Origin of the sequence: Paenibacillus sp. GCM10027628, assembly GCF_042676385.1 — a bacterium.
In the GTDB taxonomy this organism is placed as follows: Bacteria; Bacillota; Bacilli; order Paenibacillales; family NBRC-103111; genus Paenibacillus_E.
In genome coordinates, this window is record NZ_JBHTHA010000026.1 from 115,301 (window position 1) to 131,976 (window position 16,676).

The window sequence follows — 16,676 nt, forward strand, 5'->3', positions numbered from 1 at the left end:
TTAATTTCTAATTATATCATAACAACCACCTAATCGCTTTGCATGAAAATGTCGTAATTCTTTTCGCTCCGCTCTATAATAAAGAGGTTAGCCTACTTTATTTTTTAGCAAGGAGCTTTGCTATGCGTTCGATTCCTGCTTTAAACGATGAACAATGGTTGGAGCTGCTTGAGCAAGTAGCCAAAACTTTTAACGAGGTTACCCTTAGCCGCGGGTTTAATTATTTTAAACAACAGCGTGTGGCGACTCTGAACATTTCTGAGGATCGTGTCGTGAAAGCGAGCGTTACAGGATCGGAAGACTACACGGTTACGCTATATTTAGACAAGTTCAAATCCAGTTCGTGTACGTGTCCGGTTCGAACCTCCTGCAAACATCTGGCTGCGGTTATGATGGAGCTTGCCGACCGGCTCGGTTATCCGGCTTCGCAGATTGTGAATGCTAGGCATCAAGTGAAGCGATCCTCTATGAACTCATCCTCAGGCTCGTTGCTTGAACAATTGCCGGGAGCGGATATTAGCAGTTGGCATGAGACACTGAACCAAATAACCGGTCATTTTAAACCAACGTATGATCAGGGGATTTATGCTGACTTGCTGCGGGTTCACCTGCAAAATATCCGGAAGAGTTCGATTCCATTTACGGCGATTGACAGATTTTTCTTCGAACTGCATAAGGAACTTTTTATCGTCCGGAAAATTAAAGAACAAAACGCTTCGAGTACCTCCTATCATTTCACGTCTTATGCGCTATATCGGAATTATGATGAAATTCTCACTTGGCTGCGGAAAGAATCTGCCAATTTTAGTGCTATGTACTCCGACGCGGGAGCTCGGCTAGAACAAACTTTGGCTTATTTACGACAGCAGATGGCTGTGGAAACCGGTCGTAAGTATTTGGATTTTAGCCTCTATACGACACTATGGAAACATTGGATATCGCCTCAACCTGACGTCCGCTACTTGGCAACGCTTGAAATCGATGCGATTGAGAAACAACCGCTTGATTCGCTTTCAGCTTCCCTCTCTGCGGCTAAGGCCTTTTTGCTCCTGCAACAGTCCAGAAGCAGCGAATCTTGGGCGACTCTGGAAGCAAGTGGCAAGCTAAAAGAAGCGCCGCTCAGTCTATACCTCCCTTTCCTCGGACAACTCTCCGATTCCCGTGATTGGGGACTCTTAGTAGATTGGTTGATAAAAACGGCCCCTTATTTTTATGGCCAAAGGACCAAGGAACTCGACAATTATATGGGTTACTGGAAAGTAGCTGTCGCTCATGTCCCTGAAGCCGAGGAAGAGATGTGGCGCGTTCTGGAAGAGATGCTGCCCCATTCTTCACGGATCATCGAGGACATGCTCTACGAGCAGGGGAAATGGAAGCCTTGGGTGGAAATGCAAATCCTCCAAGGGCATGATCCGCTCTACCACCGGGTTAGTGTTCTGCAACCCATTGAGAAGGAAGCGCCGGACCTCCTTCTTCCGTACTACCACCAAGCCATCAGCCAGTATGTCCTCCTCAAAAATCGGCATGATTACAAATTAGCGGTCAAGCTGCTAAAGAGGTTGGAAAAAGTTTATAAAAAAATGAAGCAAACCGATCGTTGGGAGCGCTTCTTCGACGGCTTTATGGAACGGCACAGCCGGCTGCGGGCGCTGCAGGAGGAACTGAAGAAAGGAAAGCTGCTGGAATGAGTACAAAATTACATGAGATGACTTTGCATGTGATGCTAACCGATAGCGGGGACGCCTTGCTGTGGGGGCAGCAGGACGGCCTTGAGGTTCCGGGCGATAAATTCCGTAATCTATTGTTCGCTTGGCATGAGCCATCTTGCTACGGAACAACGCTGGAGCTCCAGCAAGCTGGGGAACTGACATTGATAGTACTCCCTGCGGAAATGGTGCTCCCCTTCTTCAACGAGCCGAATTTCACGGATATCCTTCGTTGGGAGGGCGGAAACGATGCCGCTAAAGGGCTTTTTGAAGCTGCGCCTCTTCTCTATGACGAAGTCAAAGCAGGCCGGTATTTGCCAAGCTACAACTCTTTTCGGAACGGGAAACTGCAATGGACATGGGAATCGGAGTCGGAAAGCCTGAAAGAACTGGATTGGGCTGCGTTGAATAGTCTGGACTTACTTGGTGAGGAAATGTCCGGTTTGCGTGCCTGCTTCTCCGCGGCCGTTTCCGCAGAACACTATGCGGACGAAGCCTCCATCTCCGATCTACGGCGGGATTATCCGGCGCTGTTCCGAGGACCTCAGGCAGAATCAGCATCCGTCTCGGCAGATGCCGGGTTCACCGAGGAAGAGTGGCTCGCAGCGCTCGGCTGGAAGCCGGACACGGCCCCCTTCCGCCCTGCTTTGCAGCTGCTGGAACCGGACGAAGAGCAGTACGACTGGCGCCTCCGATTGGTGCTGCAGGATAAGAGAGAGGGCTCAGCGCTTGTGCCGATCCGCCTAGCTTCAGACGGGCTGGCTTACGGCACGTGGGCCAGCGATTGGAGTCCTTACATCCGGGAACGATCTCCCGGATGGGCGGCAAGACTGGCCGCTGCGCTTCCAAGCGGAATTAGCGGCGGTGAGTTTTTCGCCGAACCGCTGAGCGACGAGGCCGCGTGGCGGTTCCTGACCACGGACAGCCGCGAGCTGCTGCTGGGCGGCTGGAACGTCATGCTGCCCGGCTGGTGGGAAGCCGCTTCGAAGCGTAAGCCGCGCCTGCGCGCGCGGGTTACGACCGAAGCCGGCGGCCGGGGCCAGTCGCTGTTTGGACTAAACGCCTTAGTCGACTTCGACTGGCGGGTTGCTATCGGCGATGCGGATCTCAGCGAAGCCGATTTCGCAGATCTGCTCAGCCATAAGCAGCGGCTTATCCGCTTCCGCGGCGAATGGGTCTACTTGGATCCGGCGCTGCTGGAGCAAATCCGCAGGCTCATGGAGAGCGTGAACCCGGATGAAGGCTTGTCTTTGCAGGATGTCCTTCAGCTGCACTTACTCAGCGAATCGGAAGGGCAGCAACAGCAGACACGCAGCGGCACAAAAGCTGAAGATGAAGAAGACGAAGAAGAACGGATTAAAATGGAGGTTGAATTGAATTCGCACCTCCTGGCACTGCTCCGTCAGCTTGGACAGCCGTCGGAATTAAAGGAGCTGCCCGTGCCCGCCGGACTGCGCGCAGAGCTTCGCGGCTACCAACGCGAGGGTTTTACGTGGCTGAGTTTCTTAAGAAACTTTGGACTTGGCGCCTGCTTAGCCGATGACATGGGGCTTGGCAAAACGGTTCAATTTATCACATATTTACTTCATCACAAAGAAGAGTCCGTGCATCCTGCCTTGCTAGTCTGCCCTACCTCCGTGCTCGGCAACTGGCAGAAGGAATTGGCCCGTTTTGCTCCGGATTTAAAGGTCATGCTGCATTACGGGAAGGGACGGCTAAGCGGTGACACGCTTGCTGCCGTTTTGAAGGATACGGATGTTGTCATTACTTCCTATACAACTGCACTGCTCGATCAAGAAACTTTGCAAGCAACCGAGTGGAGTTCGCTCTGTTTAGACGAAGCCCAGAACATCAAGAACGCGCAGAACAAACAATCCGCGGCGATCCGCTCGCTCCGGGCGCGACACCGCATTGCTTTAACCGGGACGCCGATCGAAAATCGTTTGTCTGAGCTGTGGTCAATCTACGATTTCCTCAATCCCGGATATCTCGGGAATCAGCGCGGGTTTCAACATCGTTTTGCCAATCCCATCGAGAAGCATCATGACGAGGAGCGGACAGTGCAGCTTCAAAAGCTTGTTAAACCTTTCATGCTGCGCCGCAAAAAGAAAGATCCTTCGATCCAACTGGATCTGCCGGACAAGCAGGAAATGAAAGTCTATATCAACTTGACCGCGGAGCAGGGAGCACTTTACGAACAAGCAGTCAAGAACCTTATGGAACGCATGAAAGAGCTGGAGGGCATCGAGCGCAAAGGGGCCATCCTCGCCGCGCTGACCCAGCTGAAACAGCTGTGCGACCATCCCGTGCTGCTGACAAAGGAAACGGCGCTGTCAGAGGAGTCGCTGCGCTCCGAAGAGCTGCGCGAGGCCTTTATTACGCGTTCTGCGAAGCTGGAGCGGCTCGTCGCCATGGTCGGCGAGCTCCGGGACGAGGGCGACTCCTGCCTGATCTTCACCCAGTATGTCGGCATGGGCCGCATGCTGGCTGATGTGCTGCAGGCGCAGCAAGGCGAGCCTGTGCTGTACCTGAACGGCAGCACGCCCAAGGCGGAGCGCGACAAGATGATCGATACGTTCCAGGCGGTAGACGGAACGGGGCCGGGCATCTTCGTGCTGTCGCTCAAAGCCGGCGGCGTCGGCCTTAACCTTACGGCGGCCAACCACGTGTTCCACTTCGACCGCTGGTGGAACCCGGCCGTCGAGAACCAAGCCACCGACCGCGCCTACCGGATGGGTCAGAAACGCAACGTGCAGGTGCACAAGTTCATCTCCCTCGGCACCTTGGAGGAGAAGATCGACGAGATGCTGGAGAGCAAGATGAGCTTGAGTGAGAACGTGATCTCTACCTCCGAAGGCTGGATAACAGAGCTTTCCAATGAGGAACTGCGTGATTTGTTTGCGCTGCGACAGGAATGGTGATCGGTCTTAATCAAATGGAACCTAGGCACAATGAAACTCGTGTCTAGGTTCAAATTTTTTATCCCAACGATTTTCTTACATGTACTGAAAGCTGCAAAATCTAATATAAATGATACTGCATACGAAAGAATGGGGTGCGCTCTATCCGCTCAGCAGCAAGATTCCCTTAATCGAAAGCATTCACAAGATTAAAAGGAGGAATCCACATGCAGTTGCAGGTTGAAGAGGATGGCATTGTTACACTAACGCCGGAAGGTGAAGAATCGATTAAAGACAGCCCCATGTATAACGACGGATTGCGTCCAACGAGGAAATCCGAACATAACTGGACCGCTTACAATTTCGCCAGCTTGTGGATCGGCATGTGCATTTGCTTGCCGTCTTATGCGCTTGCCGCGGGATTAATCTCTCTTGGCATGAACTGGTGGCAAGCGGTGGGGACGATTATTTTAGGCAATCTGATTGTGCTCATTCCCATCTTGTTAAATTCTCATGCCGGAACGAAGTTTGGCATTCCTTACCCCGTCTATGCCCGGCTCTGGTTCGGTTCCAGAGGGGCGCACATTCCCTCCGTGGCGCGCGGCATTATTGGCGCAGGCTGGTTCGGCATCAACTGCTGGTTCGCCGGAGGCGCGTTGGACACCTTGCTATCCGCTCTAGGCGGTTGGGGCAACTTGGCCGGGCACCTGGGATATTCCTTTGCGATCATGTGGGTATTAAATGTATGGATTGCTTACAGAGGCCCTGACGCCATTCGTAGGATGGAATTCTGGGCGGCACCTACTTTAATTGTGATGAGTATTGCTTTATTGGTTTGGGCATTAACTTCCGCCGGCGGCTGGGGTCCGATGCTTTCGGCACCTTCGACATTCAAGAGCTCAGGTGAATTCTGGAAAGTCTTCTTCCCATCTTTGACGGGAGCGATAGCTTTCTGGTCAACGCTGGCGCTGAACATCCCTGATTTTTGCCGATATTCCAAAAGTCAAAAAGCGCAAATCGTCGGCCAATCCACCTCGATGCCTACCACAATGGGCCTATTCTCCTTCATCGGTGTAGCCGTAGCCTCTGCCACTGTCGTTATTTTTGGCGAAGCTATTTGGGATCCCGCCGCGATATTGGCTAAATTTTCACCCTTTGTCATTTTCCTTGGGACATTAGGCATCATTTTAGCAACCGTCACGACCAACGTAGCGGCCAACGTCATTGCGCCTGCCCGCGCTGTAGAAAATCTCGCCCCTAAAAAGATGACCTACCGGATGGGCGTCATCATTACCGGTCTTGTCTCACTTCTCATGCAGCCGTGGTACATCCTTGAAAACTTTGGAAATTATATCTTTGTCTGGCTTGGCACTTACGGGGCGTTGTTAGGTCCAATAGACGGCATCGCGATTGCCGATTACTGGTTCGTACGCAAACGGAGAATCCATTTGGCGGAGCTCTATCAGCTTGACGGCCGGTACTCCTACCGGAGCGGCTTTAATCAAAAAGCCATCTACGCTCTCGTTATAGGCATTATCGTCCCTGTGGTATGTAAAAACATACCCCCACTGCAAATCGTTTGGGATGGGGCCTGGATATTTGGATTAATCATTTCGATGCTCTGTTATACATGGCTGATGAATACCGATCAATCTCTCGTTTCTTATACGGAATATAGGTCCATCACCAAACATGTGGACGAAAAAGCTGCCGGTTAAATAGATTCGAAGCAGGCGTGAGTCTAACACTCGCGCCTGTTCTTTTTCTCTATGAACCATCATAAGTTGTAAGTGAACCATTCACTGGGAGAGGCGGGTGAACATCGTGTCCGAACCGAACGAATATGGATCGAAATATTTCGAAAAAATGTTAACGATCATCGATGTAGGTGTTCATCTCATTGATAAGAAGGGTATTACCATTTTTTACAATGACAAGATGGCTGAAACCGATGGGTTTAACCGGAAACAAGTGGTGGGGAAAAATTTCTTCGACCTCTTTCCCTCCCTGACCCATGAGACGAGCACGTTCATGAAGGTTTTACAAACAGGCCAAGAAATACGTGAGAAAATACAGACCTATGTCAATGTAGAAGGAAAACGAATCACAACGATTAACAGTACTTACCCGCTGCTCGAGGACGGCGAAATTATCGGCGCCTTAGAGGTGGCGAAAGATATAACGAGTATTGTGCATCTTCACGATCAAATTCTGGATCTTAGGCACCAAATCTATGAAACCCCAAAAAAAGACAAGAAAAGTACGGGCACAGCCTCCTATCATTTCAGCGACTTAATTGGCAAAAGCGAGTCATTTCTCCAGACCGTCTCCATGGCCAAAAAAGCATCGCGTACAAGCTCCCCTGTTCTGATATGCGGACCTACCGGTACGGGCAAGGAATTGTTCGCTCAGAGCATACACAATGCCGGCGCCCGCAGAAGCCGCCCGTTTATCGCTCAAAATTGCGCAGCTGTCCCCAATGAGCTGATGGAAGGCATCATGTTCGGAACCGCAAGAGGCGCGTTTACCGGCGCGATAGACCGTGCAGGCTTATTTGAGCAGGCCAATGGGGGCACGCTTTTTTTGGATGAGCTGAATAGTTTGGACGTCATGCTGCAGGCCAAGCTGCTGCGCGTGCTTCAAGACGGCATGGTTCGCCGGATTGGCGGAACTCATGAGCAGCAAGTTGACGTCCGCATCATAACGGCTATGAATATTGATCCGAGAGAAGCTTTAGATAAAGGATTACTGCGTAACGATTTATTCTTTCGGCTCAATGTCGTCAATTTGCATCTGCCGCCTCTGCAGCAGAGAAAAGAAGACATTCCGCTCCTTACGCACCATTTTATCGAGAAATTCAACACGATGTTCGGCATGAAAATAACAGACATCGCCACCTCAGCGATGGAGCGGTTAATCGACTACCACTGGCCCGGCAATATCCGTGAATTAAGCCATGCCATCGAGTCCACTTACAATATGATAGAGTTGGAATGCGAAGTCTTAGAAGAGCATCACCTGCCCGCTTATATCATGGAAAATAGATCAAAAACCTCGACCCCCACTCTTCTCACCCGCTCGTGGAGCGATGAAAGAGCCCAGTCCACTTCAGGCAGATTAACCGATAAGGTGAAACAAATGGAAGTGGAAACCATCACGGATGCGCTGCAAAATCATCAGTACAATATCACCCTGACCGCACAGGCCTTGGGCATCAAGCGCCAGGCATTACAGTATAAGCTGAACCGCTATGGAATCGCGAGGAAACCTTGATGGAAGGGTCTCGCTGGGGCTCCGGCTGGGATTGGCTGGGAGCGGCTGAGACCGGTTAGGATTGGCTGGGAGCGGCTGGGATAGGAGGAATCGGCTAAGACCGGCCGGGACGACCGGTTGGGTTCATCCGGGCCACCATTGGAAAATGTCCAGCAGAATACTAGGGTTGTGACGCTATGGCGTCCTTATGTTGGAAATCATCCAACAGAATTGCCGTTATTTCTTGCTGTGAACGATCGCGGGACGATTTCATTGTATAAAATCCAATCTGCATCGTATTACGTCAACCATCGATCATAAACCATTGGACGGTTTCCAATGGGAGTGAATACTCTACGGACCTGAAGCGCAGCTTCGGGTTTTTCTTTTTTGTGCCTCTGGATGAAATCTTGGCACGCTTTTTGCTACTACATAAAGTAGAAAAAGCATCATTACTGGAGGTGCAAGTATGGAACGACGTGACTGGAAGCAAATTGAGCTTTGGAAAGACGTAACGGATGAGCAGTGGAACGATTGGCTTTGGCAGCTAACGCATACCATTCGCACCTTGGAGGATTTGAAGAAAGTCGTCAATCTGACTCCCGAAGAAGCAGAGGGGGTTCGCATTTCGACGCAGACGATTCCTTTGAATATTACCCCTTATTACGCATCTCTGATGAACCCCGACGACCCTCGCTGCCCGATCCGCATGCAGTCCGTTCCCATTTCCGCGGAATTGTTGAAAACGAAATACGACCTGGAGGATCCCCTCTACGAGGACGAGGATTCCCCAACTCCCGGGTTAACACACCGTTACCCTGACCGGGTGCTGTTCCTGGTAACGAATCAATGTTCAATGTATTGCAGATACTGCACTCGCCGCCGTTTTTCCGGTCAGGTAGGCATGGGCGTGCCGAGAAAACAATTGGACGATGCGATCGCATACATTCGAAATACGCCCGAAGTGCGTGACGTGCTGCTTTCCGGTGGGGACGGATTATTAATTAACGACAACATTTTGGAGTATATACTGAAAAATTTGCGGGCGATTCCCCATGTTGAAATTATCCGCATCGGCACGAGAGCACCGGTCGTTTTCCCGCAGCGGATTACGGAACATTTGTGCAGCCTCATCAAAAAATATCATCCGGTCTGGCTCAATACTCACTTTAACCACCCTTTGGAAATGACAGACGAAGCGAAAAAAGCCTGCGCCATGTTGGCTGATGCCGGCGTTCCTTTAGGCAATCAGTCCGTCATTCTAGCCGGTATCAACGATAGCACCTACATCATGAAAAAACTTATGCATGATCTTGTGAAAATTCGTGTACGTCCCTACTATATTTATCAATGCGATTTGTCCGAAGGCATCGGTCATTTCCGGGCACCTATTTCTAAAGGCCTGGAAATTATCGAGTCGCTGCGCGGCCACACCTCCGGGTATGCGGTACCTACCTATGTCGTAGACGCTCCAGGAGGCGGCGGGAAAATAGCGCTGCAGCCTAACTATTTGATCTCGCAAAGCCAAGATAAAGTCATTCTGCGCAATTACGAAGGCGTCATCGTCGGTTACCCCGAGCCGAAAAACTATGTGCCGGGCCGTGCAGACGAATATTTCAACGAAGTCTACGGGATCGAAAAACAGTCGGAAAGCACCGGCATCATTGCACTTATGAAAGATGAAAAATTTAATCTGGTGCCAGAAAATTTGCGCCGAATCGGCCGCAGAAAAATTTATCAAGAAACGCCGGAGCATGCTTCGCTCAAGGACCGCCGCCAAAAGAGAGACGAAATGAAGGACAAATTGATGAAGGCCCAGCAGAAAGATGGCGTGCCAAAAGATGAGGTGTAATTAGCCTCAAAATTAAATATAATGAATCCCAAGCGACGAAGAACGTCCCTATTCATCATCCGATGGATCAGGGACGTTCTTTTTTTTATCTGAGAAAAAGGAGTTGTTGGTTTAACATGGATTTTGAAGATGTACATGCGGCGTTTATCGATTCCCATCTTGGTGGGAGATCAAGGGAAATTTGGATGATCTTCATCCGGAGTATGAGATTTTGGATTGGCGTGGAAGATCCTACTTTGCAGACTTTGCCTATTTAGCGGGGAATTTGAAATTTCTTTGGGAAATTAAAGGATTCGGCCCCCATGTGCGGGACATGGACCGGAAGCGATACTGTGACGAAATAAACAGGGAATTGTTTTTGCAGGCGTTAGGATTTCGTGTAGTTTCCTTTGCCTACGATGATGTGGCTCATCGCCCGGAGCTGTGCATCACTTTGCTGCGTATGCTGCTAGGCCGCTTTCAACCCGGTGTGCCGCCTGTCGACCGCGCAGTTCTGGCCGAACAGGAGGTGATACGGCTTGCCTATAGTTTGGCGCGACTGGTTCGGCCGATAGACATCGCAAAGCATTTCAAAGTGAACCATCGGACGGCGGTGCGATTGCTGCAAACCGTTTGCGCGAAGGGTTGGTTGCGACCGGTCCGGCGAGGGAAGGAGACGAAGGTTCTTGGGTACGAACTCGTGCAGGGAGCTTGGGCGTATATGGGCGGATAAGCCACATCTACATGCATTTCATACATGTGGATTCATCCAATAGCTGACTTGTAAAGAGTGACCTGCAAAAGATACATCTAAATCAAGCATATTTACTCGATTGAAGCATTTTTCGGGCAAATGAGATGCAGGTTTTGCAGGTAAGTGTCTTGAAATCAGCAAATCATCCAGAATAAGATGTACGTTTTGCAGGTTGTTGCCCCGGAATGGTGAAATAGAGCCCCCAACCCTTTGGTAGCAAATGGTGAGAGTCAAGGTGGGAACCGTAATGAACGGTCCCCTCAGGATGTACACCATGCACCACCTCAGCGGCCTTTCATACAGCCGCCGTAAAGCATCCAATCGGAACCGCAACTGCTGGTCTTAAACGCAGCTCGTACGGTCTTCATATCAATGAGCTTCTTTAGTTTCCGGTCCATCACCCAGTCCTTCTGTTCCGTCCATACCGCACCAATGAATCAAGGTCAATGCGATGATCTCCGCAGCCTCAAACACATGATCGAGCACAATATGCTCGTTCGGATAATGGGCGACCTGCGTGATGCCTGGGCCGAAGACGATGCACGGCGTATCGCCCAGCTGCGTCAGCAAGCCGCCATCCGTTCCCCACGGCGATGCTTCATTGATGGGCTCCTCCTGCCTGACCTCCCGATACTGCTGCATCAGTACCTGCATCAAGTCATGTCCGGGATCTACGCTGCCCGGAACCCATCTGGCTCCGAACCATTCCACGACGGGCGGATGCGCTTCGAACCAAGGGTCCTTTTCACGCAGGCGCTCCATCCAACGGGTCATTTCCTCCTTGGCCTCCTCCAGCTTTTCCTCCGGCGCAACGCCCATTCTTCCCTCAAGCTTAACCGTATCGGGAACAGACGAAGGCCAGTTCCCTCCTTGAATAACGCCGATATTAATCGGAATCGGAATGGGATTTTGGGCATATAAAGGATCGGAAATTCTAGCATTCCTCTGCTCCTCGAGCTCCCGAATATGCTGCACGACGATCATGCTTTTCTCGATAGCGCTAACTCCTTCGTATCTGGTCCCGCCATGGGCCGAGCGGCCTTTAACTTCAATGCGGAACCACATGGAACCCTGCTGCTTCGGAAAGATTCGCAGATTGGTAGGCTCCGGGATCAGGGCCGCATCGGCTCTATATCCCTTCATAATCGCTGCCAGCGTGCCCGCCCCGCCGCTTTCCTCCTCAATGACGCTTTGCACAATAACGTCGCCCTTCAGCTTAATCTCAAGCCCCCTGATCGCTCCGACGGCCAACAGCAAAGAGGTGTTACCGCCTTTCATATCCGTTGCCCCGCGCCCGAACAATTTGCCGTCCACAATGCTGCCGCTATATGGATCATCCTGCCATTGCTCGCGATTTCCTTCCGGAACGACATCTATATGCCCGTTAAGGATGATGGAGCGCCCCCCACCTGCTCCCTTCATGACTCCGACTACATTGGGACTGCCGGCAAACCGGCTTCGAGGAGAATAAAAAAACGGATGCGCTTCGAGTGCCTCTCCATCCGGCTCCCACAAATCAACATCCAGCCCCATTTCCCGCATCCGTTCGGCGATCAGCAGCTGTGCTTCCCTCTCATTGCCTTGCGTGCTGGGGATCCTGACCATGTCCTGCAAGAAACGGGTTCCTTCGTCCTGGTGTTGCTGCATCCACCTCTGGATGCGTGCCCGCAATTCGCTTAATTCGGCATTCGGATTCGCTGCCAAGAGATTCCCTCCTTCGGGTTTGCGCGAGTAGAGCCGCAGCTTTTTACGGAATATACGAAATGCTTTCCGGTATGATTAACGAAGCTTCCGTGTGACTGACAACGTCCTCTACGGTGTAAGGCAACATGACTTCTTTTAAAAGCAAACCTTGACCGGTTACCTCCAGCACAGCCATTTCCGTCACGATCAGATCGACGCAAGCCCGAGCAGTCAGCGGCAAGTCGCATTGCTTCTTCACCTTCGATTCGCCCTGCCGATTGACATGATTCATAAGGACGATCACTTTTTTCGCTTTTTGCGCGAGTTCCATGGCGCCCCCGATACCCGCTACCCGCTTGCCCGGCACGATCCAATTAGCCAAATCCCCGCACTCACTAACCTCAAGCGCCCCAAGGATCGTTACGTCGATACATCCCCTGCGAATCATGGCAAATGCAACGGAGCTGTCGCAATAGGAGGCGCCGTCTACAATCGTGACGGGGTACCCTCCCGCGTTACAGAGAAAAGCGTCTTCGTCCCCAAGAGCCGGGGCTCCGCCAGCGCCCAAAATCCCGTTTTCGGCATGGAAAACAAGTTGAATGCCGTCAGGAACGTAATCCGCAACTTTGGTCGGGATGCCGATTCCCAGGTTGACGACCATGCCGTCCGTTAGTTCCTGAGCAGCCCGCTTCGCTATTCGGTCGCGGCTTTCTTTTCCCATACCCATTCCCAATTCACCCCTTTGCCCAGGATCACCATATCGACGAAAACGCCCGGCGTTACAATACATTCGGGATCGAGCTCACCAAGCGGTACAATCTCATCGGCTTCCACAATCGTTATTTCTCCGGCCATGGCCACCAGCGGATTTAAATTTCTGCCGCTTTTATCATAGACAAGGTTCCCGAAGGGATCGGCTTGTTTCGCATGGACAATGGCAACGTCAGCCCGCAAAGACGGTTCCACCAAATACGTTTTCTCATCAATGGAAACCTTTGCTTTGCCCTGCTCCATAATGGTGCCGACGCCGACGTCGACCAGAATCCCTCCAAGGCCAACGCCGCCTGCCCGGATTTTTTCAGCCAGCGTGCCTTGCGGGTAAAATTCCACCTCCATCGTGCCTTCCTCCATCCTTTGACCGGCAAAAGGGTTCGAGCCGATATGAGAGGCAATGACCTTCTTGACCCGGCCTGCGGTAACTAACCGTCCAATGCCGATGTGCGGAAAGCCGGTATCATTTCCGATGATCGTTAAGTCTTGCACCCCCTTCTGCAAAATACCTTCGATGAGCGTTGGCGGCGTGCCAATCCCGCCGAATCCGCCATACATCAACGTGCAGCCATCGGTAATCGCTTGAAGCGCCGTCTCCAAGCTCCTTATTTTGCCTGCCCCGATCCCATTCCCGCCCTCACTTGGCTTCATCCGATCCCCCCCAGTCGTTTCCAGTAACTTCTTGCATGACTTCTCGGACCGTTTCTTCCAGCATGCGCACGAGCAGATCGATCTCTTCTTCGGAGATGGTGAGGGGAGGAGCTACGATGATGGCATCCCCTGCCCCGTCCACCCCACCTGCCGCCGGGTAAACGAGAAGGCCCTTCTGAAAAGCTCGGTCGATGATCCGAGCGGTCACGCCTAATCCCGTCAGAAACGGAAGCTTGTTAGTCCGATCGGAGACGAATTCCATGGCCAAAAGTAACCCTTTCCCCCGTACATCGCCAATCATCCCGATTGGTTCGGCCATTTGGCGCAGCCGTGCCAGCAAATAGCTGCCCTTAGTCTCGGCCGCCTGAGACAGCTGATGCTTCTCGATGTAATCCAGAACAGCCAGGGAAACCGCCGCCGACTGCGGATTAGCACTGTAGGTGTGGCCGGACATTATGCTTTTGGAGCCCTGCAGAATCGGTTCCATCACATGATCTTTGACCAGCGCAGCCGCCATCGGCGTATATCCCGCGCTCATCCCTTTGCCAAGCGCCATCAGATCCGGCTCGACTCCAAAATGCTCCATCCCGAACATGGCGCCCGTACGGGCAATACCGGTCATCACTTCATCGGCAATAAATAAAATCTCATGGCGTTCACAGATCTCCTTGATCTTCTTGTAGTAACCATCAGGCGGCACAACGGCGCCACCAGCAGCGCCAATGATCGGCTCCGCGATAAATGCGGCGATATGATCGGCCCCGATCCGCTTGATGGCAGTTTCCAAATCATCCGCGCACGCGAGCCGGCACTCCGGATAGGTTTTATTCATCGGACAACGATAGCAATAAGGCGGCGCAACAACCGGGAAGTCCTCCAGAAGCGGAATAAATCGTCTTCTTCTAAGGACGTGGCCCGACATCGACAGCGCGCCCAGCGTGATCCCGTGATAGCTCATCCTTCGGGAGATCACCTTATTTTTGCCAAGTCGTCCCTTCTCCTGCCAATGTTGAATGGCGATCTTCATCGCCGTCTCCGTTGCCTCAGACCCGCTGTTCACGAAAAAAGACCAGTAATCGTGGCCGGGCGCCAAATCGCTCAGCTTTTCCGCCAACTTCTCGGCCGGTTCATTTGTAAACTGGGAACGGTATACAAAAGATACCTTACTCGCCTGCTCTTGCATCGCATCGATAATTTCTTGCACACCGTGCCCGATTCCCGCCGTCACAGCTCCGGATGAGGCATCCAGATAAGCTTTGCCTTGATCATCGTACAAAAAAACGCCTTTCCCATACCGGATGGTGGGATAATGGTGATCCAATACCGGCTTGATCAAATGCTCCCGTTTCATAAGGCACCCCTACCCTATTTGAGAAATATGTTCTTGATTCGCGGTGCATTCATCAACTGCTCATAGCTGAAAACCGTTCCAAGCGCGGACACATCATGCCAATATAGGGCCTCATCGACTTGCTGCGAAATGTTCTCGGTTACATAGGTACCGCAGCCCGCGCAATTAAGCGCAGGAACTTCCACAATCTGTACGGCCGTTTTGCCGTCCGGCATGATCCAGTAGCAATCTTTTACGCTTTCCCGAATATCTTCCGTTTGACACCATATGCAATTCATATGCGTCCGTCCTCCTTCATATGGGTATAGAACATTCTTATGCTTACAACATATCTAAGCAAAATGGATGCCAACTTTTCGTGAAAGGCGTCTAGCTTTCAATTCCAGTCGTTCACCTCCGACAAAGCCGCCAATGAATTTGCAGTGCCCATTTTTTTGCGGCAAGATTTTTAGAAATGACCGATTGACAGTATGTGGAAACGAAACATATGAATGCTTTGAAGTTGGCACCAATTTTGCATGTAACTGAATTAGCGTAGAAAATGGAAGAGGAGGATGCCGGATGGCGAGTGATCTGCCTTATTATACGAACCAAGTCGAGAACGGCAGTGATTATTCGGCGAGCTTTTGCCTTGATTTCTTTAATAAAAGATTGAGAGTGGATGACTATCAAGGAAATGTCGATGCCATCTACAAGCGAATAGCCGATATTGCCCAGACGAACGCTTTAACCAAAGTGTTTATTAAAGCGAAGGAGGGTGACTGGCAAACCTTTTTATCGAAAGGCTGTATGCTGGAAGGGATTTACAAAGGATATTTTCGCGGCTGTGACGCTTACTGCATGGCTTTTTATTTGGATCTTGAGCGCCGGACCAGCGATTATTGGATGGAAGAGGATCACCTATTAGAGCAGGTGCTCGCTCTCCCGCTCAAGCCCGATCGGCCTGCGGTGCCGGAAAACTGCATCCTGCGTATCGCCCGGACAGAAGATGCTGAGCATCTCGCCGCCTTATACGATCAAATCTTTCAAACCTACCCGACTCCGATGAATGACCCCAGCTATGTCGAAAAAGTTATGCGGGAGGGAACGATTTTTTATCTCGTAGAATCGCCCGATCAACAACTGGTCAGTGCTGCCTCCGCGGAGATCAATACGCTCTATGGCAATGCGGAAATGACCGATTGCGCTACACTTCCCTCCTATCGTAATCAGGGGCTTATGCGATTGCTTATGCATGCCTTGGAAGATGAGCTGCTCGCGCGAAATATATCCTGTGCTTACTCCTTATCCCGCGCCCTTTCCTTAGGCATGAATGCGGTATTCTTTCAAATGGGGTACCGTTACTATGGCAGACTGACGAAAAACTGCGATATCTATGATAAATTCGAGGATATGAATTTGTGGGTCAAAACGCTCAAGTAAGCTATCGTCGTTTCCCCGCTTTTATGCCTATGCTTTATATATGTATTCGGGGATGGAGCCTTCTTGTCATGAAAAAAAGAGCTATCCCTCAAGCCTCTCATTTGGCTGCCTGTAGGATAACTCTAATTATGTTTATTTGCGCTTTTATGCCAGCATCGCTAATTCTTTGACGCCTTATCAGCTAAGGCTTGTCACCCTTATTGCCGCTGGTGCCCGCTGCGCCATCCCCTTTTTTAGTACCTTTGCTTTTATAAGGTTTTGGAGCACTCTTCGCTCTGTTGGCGCTGGCTTGCCATCTGTTCCATCCCTTTTTGTCCGTTCCTCTGCCTGTACCGCCTTTAGCTTTACTCATATC

At 51.2% G+C, this 16,676-nt stretch carries 13 protein-coding genes; 7 read left to right on the plus strand and 6 right to left on the minus strand.

The features are described from left to right. The first annotated feature begins 122 nt into the window (after positions 1 to 122). The 6 genes from ACFQZT_RS19030 to ACFQZT_RS19055 all read left to right on the plus strand — a co-directional run bounded on the left by ACFQZT_RS19030 (position 123) and on the right by ACFQZT_RS19055 (position 10,422). A complete protein-coding gene (locus ACFQZT_RS19030; RefSeq protein ID WP_379302426.1) occupies positions 123 to 1,688 on the plus strand; it encodes an SWIM zinc finger family protein in 1,566 nt (521 codons plus the stop codon). Beyond that, complete coding sequence (locus tag ACFQZT_RS19035; protein WP_379302427.1) at positions 1,685 to 4,627, plus strand: DEAD/DEAH box helicase; 2,943 nt, start codon at positions 1,685 to 1,687, stop codon at positions 4,625 to 4,627. The genes ACFQZT_RS19030 and ACFQZT_RS19035 overlap by 4 nt, the downstream gene beginning before the upstream one ends. A gap of 206 nt (positions 4,628 to 4,833) precedes the next feature. Further along, complete coding sequence (locus tag ACFQZT_RS19040; RefSeq protein WP_379302428.1) at positions 4,834 to 6,324, plus strand: NCS1 family nucleobase:cation symporter-1; 1,491 nt, start codon at positions 4,834 to 4,836, stop codon at positions 6,322 to 6,324. A 106-nt stretch (positions 6,325 to 6,430) separates the two neighbouring features. Then, positions 6,431 to 7,879 carry a sigma-54 interaction domain-containing protein gene (locus tag ACFQZT_RS19045; protein WP_379302429.1) on the plus strand — a complete coding sequence of 483 codons (1,449 nt, stop codon included), beginning with the start codon at positions 6,431 to 6,433 and terminating at the stop codon, positions 7,877 to 7,879. 448 nt (positions 7,880 to 8,327) lie between these two features. Beyond that, on the plus strand, positions 8,328 to 9,710 hold the full coding sequence (gene kamA / locus ACFQZT_RS19050) for a lysine 2,3-aminomutase (RefSeq protein ID WP_379302430.1): 1,383 nt from the start codon (positions 8,328 to 8,330) through the stop codon (positions 9,708 to 9,710). Positions 9,711 to 9,891: 181 nt separating this feature from the next. Further along, the gene (locus ACFQZT_RS19055; RefSeq protein ID WP_379302431.1) at positions 9,892 to 10,422 is read left to right on the plus strand and encodes a hypothetical protein; all 531 of its coding nucleotides are present in this window, start codon (positions 9,892 to 9,894) and stop codon (positions 10,420 to 10,422) included. 390 nt (positions 10,423 to 10,812) lie between these two features. Here the strand turns inward: ACFQZT_RS19055 and ACFQZT_RS19060 are convergent, their stop codons facing one another. From ACFQZT_RS19060 to ACFQZT_RS19080, 5 genes are all read right to left on the minus strand, one after another. Then, entirely contained in the window at positions 10,813 to 12,147 is a 1,335-nt protein-coding gene (locus ACFQZT_RS19060) for a peptidase (RefSeq protein WP_379302432.1), read from the minus strand. Between the two features lie 43 nt (positions 12,148 to 12,190). After that, the gene (locus ACFQZT_RS19065) at positions 12,191 to 12,853 is read right to left on the minus strand and encodes a 3-oxoacid CoA-transferase subunit B (protein ID WP_379302433.1); all 663 of its coding nucleotides are present in this window, start codon (positions 12,851 to 12,853) and stop codon (positions 12,191 to 12,193) included. Continuing rightward, the gene (locus ACFQZT_RS19070; RefSeq protein ID WP_379302479.1) at positions 12,820 to 13,455 is read right to left on the minus strand and encodes a CoA transferase subunit A; all 636 of its coding nucleotides are present in this window, start codon (positions 13,453 to 13,455) and stop codon (positions 12,820 to 12,822) included. Before ACFQZT_RS19070 ends, ACFQZT_RS19065 begins: the two co-directional genes overlap by 34 nt. A gap of 79 nt (positions 13,456 to 13,534) precedes the next feature. Beyond that, a complete protein-coding gene (locus ACFQZT_RS19075) occupies positions 13,535 to 14,899 on the minus strand; it encodes an aspartate aminotransferase family protein (protein ID WP_379302434.1) in 1,365 nt (454 codons plus the stop codon). A gap of 14 nt (positions 14,900 to 14,913) precedes the next feature. Next, positions 14,914 to 15,177, minus strand: coding sequence for a YokU family protein (locus ACFQZT_RS19080; RefSeq protein WP_379302435.1), 264 nt, complete (start codon positions 15,175 to 15,177; stop codon positions 14,914 to 14,916). A 283-nt stretch (positions 15,178 to 15,460) separates the two neighbouring features. Between ACFQZT_RS19080 and ablB the strand changes: the two genes are divergently transcribed. Beyond that, on the plus strand, positions 15,461 to 16,321 hold the full coding sequence (ablB, locus tag ACFQZT_RS19085; protein WP_379302436.1) for a putative beta-lysine N-acetyltransferase: 861 nt from the start codon (positions 15,461 to 15,463) through the stop codon (positions 16,319 to 16,321). 181 nt (positions 16,322 to 16,502) lie between these two features. Here the strand turns inward: ablB and ACFQZT_RS19090 are convergent, their stop codons facing one another. Further along, positions 16,503 to 16,673, minus strand: a complete 171-nt coding sequence (locus ACFQZT_RS19090) for a DUF3934 domain-containing protein (protein WP_379302437.1) — start codon at positions 16,671 to 16,673, stop codon at positions 16,503 to 16,505. Positions 16,674 to 16,676 lie beyond the last annotated feature (3 nt).